The organism is Nocardiopsis lucentensis DSM 44048, assembly GCF_000341125.1.
GTDB classification, from domain to species: Bacteria; Actinomycetota; Actinomycetes; order Streptosporangiales; family Streptosporangiaceae; genus Nocardiopsis; species Nocardiopsis lucentensis.
Genome location: NZ_ANBC01000898.1, coordinates 1 through 3,648 on the forward strand (window position 1 = coordinate 1; position 3,648 = coordinate 3,648).

The 3,648-nt window shown below is 71.9% G+C and carries 3 protein-coding genes; all 3 read left to right on the forward strand.

Annotation, left to right across the window (positions count from 1 at the left end):
- Window positions 1-1,276, forward strand: a 1,276-nt coding sequence (locus D471_RS0130590) for an ABC transporter permease (RefSeq protein ID WP_017602132.1), incomplete at its 5' end; no start/stop codon positions are given.
- Window positions 1,273-2,184 carry a carbohydrate ABC transporter permease gene (locus D471_RS0130595; RefSeq protein ID WP_017602133.1) on the forward strand — a complete coding sequence of 304 codons (912 nt, stop codon included), beginning with the start codon at window positions 1,273-1,275 and terminating at the stop codon, window positions 2,182-2,184. The genes D471_RS0130590 and D471_RS0130595, both read left to right, overlap by 4 nt.
- 186 nt (window positions 2,185-2,370) lie before the next feature.
- The coding region (locus D471_RS0130600) for a TIGR02677 family protein (RefSeq protein ID WP_017602134.1) at window positions 2,371-3,648 on the forward strand (1,278 nt) is incomplete at its 3' end.

The window sequence follows — 3,648 nt, forward strand, 5'->3', positions numbered from 1 at the left end:
GCTCCGCCGCCTGTTCGGCCCGGCGACGCTCTTCCTCCTGCCCGCCCTGCTCCTGCTCGCCGTATTCCTGGCCTACCCGGCCGTGTACTCGGTGGTGCGCAGCCTCCTCGACTCCTCGGGGACGCGGTTCGTCGGACTGGACAACTACGCGCGCATGTTCACCGACGACCGCACCCTCACCGCGATCCGCAACACCGGGATCTGGGTGCTGGTCGCCCCGGCACTGGTCACCGGGCTGGGGTTGATCCTCGCGGTGCTCACCGAACGCATCCGCTGGGCGACCGCCTTCCGGGTCCTGCTCTTCATGCCGATGGCGATCTCCCTGTTCGCCTCCGGCGTCATCTTCCGGCTGGTCTACGACGAGGACCCCGACCGCGGGGTGGTCAACGCCGCCGTCGTGACCGTCCACGACGTGTTCGCCGCGCCCTCGGACTACCCCGGCGCCCGCCCGCGCGAGGACGTCGCGGCGCCGGACACGACCCGGGGCGGATTCACCACGGAGTCGACCCACGCCCCGGGGGAGAGCGTCGCCCTGCCACTGGTCGGGGTGCGACCCACGGAACTGCCCGAACAGGCCGCGGCGGCGACCGCGCCCGAGGGGGCCGACGGCCAGATCCAGGGCGTCGTGTGGTTGGACGCCGCCCTCGGCGGCGAGGTCGGCGCGATCGACGACGGCGAGAACGGCATGCCGCGCGTGGCCGTCGAGGCGGTCCGCGACGGCGCGGTGGTCGCGCGCGCCACGACCGGGGACGACGGCCGGTTCACCCTGACCGGGCTGGACGAGGGCGAGTACGCGATCCACCTCGCCGAGAGCAACTTCACCGAGCCCTTCCGCGGCCTCACCTGGCTGGGCCCGACCCTGGTCACCCCCGTGATCATCTCCTCGTGGGTGTGGATCATGACCGGCTTCGCCATCACCTTCATCGCGGCCGGGCTGGCCGCCATCCCCCGGGACGCCCTGGAGGCGGCACGGGTGGACGGCGCCACCGAGTGGCAGGTCTTCCGCAAGGTCACGGTCCCCCTGCTCGGCCCCCTCCTGCTGGTGGTGTTCGTGACCCTGGTGATCAACGTGCTGAAGATCTTCGACCTGGTGTTCGTCATCGCGCCCGGATCGGTGCAGGCGGACGCCAGCGTGATCGCCCTCCAGATGTGGCAGGTCTCCTTCGGGGCGGGGGGAGACCAGGGACTGGGCAGCGCCCTCGTGGTCCTCCTCCTGGTCCTGGTCCTGCCCATCGTGTACTTCAACATCCGCCGATTCCGCCGGGAGCGCCCGTGAGCACCACGACCCCGAAGCCGCACTCCGTCGTCGAGGTGTCGGTGTCCGGAGCGCCCAGGCGCGGCGCGGCGTCCCGGATCGTCGGCCGACTCGGGTCGGGGACCCTCCAGGTCGTCCTCGTCCTGGTGGCACTGTTCTGGATGGTCCCCGTCCTGGGCCTGATGCTGGTGTCGCTGCGCTCCGAGGCGGACAACACCAACGGCGGCTGGTGGACGGCCCTGCTCCAGCCCACCGAGCTGACGCTGGACAACTACCGCACGCTCGTCGGCAACGAGGTCATCGTCCAGTCGTTCCTCAACACGGTCTACATCTCGGTCCCCTCGACACTCCTCGTCGTCGGGATCGGGGCCCTGGCCGCCTACGCGCTGGTGTGGATGGACTTCCCCGGACGCGACTGGATCATGGTCGCCGTCGTCGGACTGCTCGTCCTCCCCATCCAGGCGGCGCTGATCCCCATCTCCCAGTTGTACGGGGCGTTGGGCGTGTTCGGCTCCATCACCGGGGTCATCCTGTTCCACGTCGCGTTCGGCCTGCCGTTCGCGGTGTTCCTGCTGCGCAACTTCTTCGTGGGCATCCCCCGGGACCTGCTGGAGGCGGCGCGCATGGACGGCGCGAGCGAGTGGCGCATCTTCCGCAGGGTGGTCCTGCCGGTCGCCCGCCCGGCGCTGGCCTCGCTCGCGGTGTTCCAGTTCCTGTGGGTGTGGAACGACATGCTCGTCGCCCTGGTGTTCACCAGCCCCGAGTCGGCGCCCCTGACCGTGGCGCTGCGCTCCCAGCTGAGGCAGTTCGGCACCAACGTCGACATCCTGGCCTCCGGGGCCTTCCTGTCCATGCTCGTGCCGCTCCTGGTGTTCTTCGCCTTCCAGCGCTACTTCGTCCAGGGGGTCTTCGCGGGCTCCACCAAGTAGGGAATCCCCCATGACCGGGCGCCCGGCCACCGCCCTCCGGCCGGGCGCCCTCCGCGTGCGTCCGCGATGGGGGACCAGCGGTCACGCAGCGCTGCCATAATGGCCGGGGCGCGCCGTCAGCGGTCCCGGGGAAGGGCCGCACCGGGGGACGCGTGCCGAAACGAGCGGTTGAACGGGGAAGCACGGGTGACGGAGCGCACGGCGCTGGATCTGGACGCGCTCGCGGTCAGCGACCGCTTCCAGCTGTTCAACTTCACCCGGCGCGACGACCACATCACCTACCTGTGGATCCTGCGGGCCGTGGACCGGCTGCGGGAGGTCCACCAGGTGCAGGTCGGCGCCGAGGACGTCGCCGCGGCCCTGCGCGAGCTCGCCCGAGTCCACCCGGACGTGTCGGTGCCCGAGCGCGGCCTGCGCCACCGGCTGGACGAGCTGGCCGCCGACGGGGTCGTGCACCGCCTCGACGACGCCTCCCGCGCGGGCAACCTGGCCAGCTACCGCAACCGCCAGTCGGTCTACCAGTTCAGCGAACTCGGCTACCGGGTCTACCAGGCGGTGGAGAACGTGCTCGGCGCCCGGGTGGAGGACGTCAACCTCTCCCGCCTGGTCTTCTCCGACGTGCTGGACGACCTCAGGTCCCTGGCCGAGGCCAACCGCACCGGGCAGGTCGAGGACGTCTACCGGCGGCTGTCGCGCGTGGACGCGGTCATGGAGGACATGGGTCGGCGCTCGGCGCGCTTCCACGTCACCCTCGGCGAGATCCTGCGCTCCACCGAGGCCTCCCCGGACACCTTCCTGCGCTACAAGAACGCCCTGCTCGTCCACATGTCGGACTTCGTGGCCGAGCTCGACCGCTACCTGCCGCGCCTGGACCGCGCCGTGCACGAGGTCGAGGCCACCGGTCTGGCCACCCTCCTGTCCCGTGCGGCCGAGGCCGACGAGCGCGTGTTCATGGCGCGCGAGGAGCGTCTGGTGGACTGGCGGCGCCGCTGGACGGCCGTGCGCGCCTGGTTCGCCTCCGACGGCGCCGCGCCCACCCGCGCCGCCGAACTCGGTTCGGCCACACGCTCTGCGGTCTCGGGCGTCATCGCGCTGCTGCGGCAGATCACCGAGGCCCAGCGCGGCGGGGTCAACCGCTCCACCCAGCTGCGCCACCTCGCCGAGTGGGTGTTCAACACCCCCGACGAGGGCGCCGCCCACGCGCTCATGGGCGCGGCGTTCAACGTCCGCTCGGCCCGCCACCTGGGCACCGCCCACGACGACGACGAACAGATCCCGCCCACCACCACCTGGTGGGACGCCCCCGGTGTGGAGGTGTCGGTCACCCTCTTCCGCAGCGACCGGGCGCCGAGCGCGGGGGTGCCCAAGCCCGTCCGCCGCAACCCCGGAGCCCGCTCCGAGATACGCCGCCGCCAGGCCGAGGAACGCGCCGCCGAACGCCACGCGGCCGAACGGCTGGCCGCC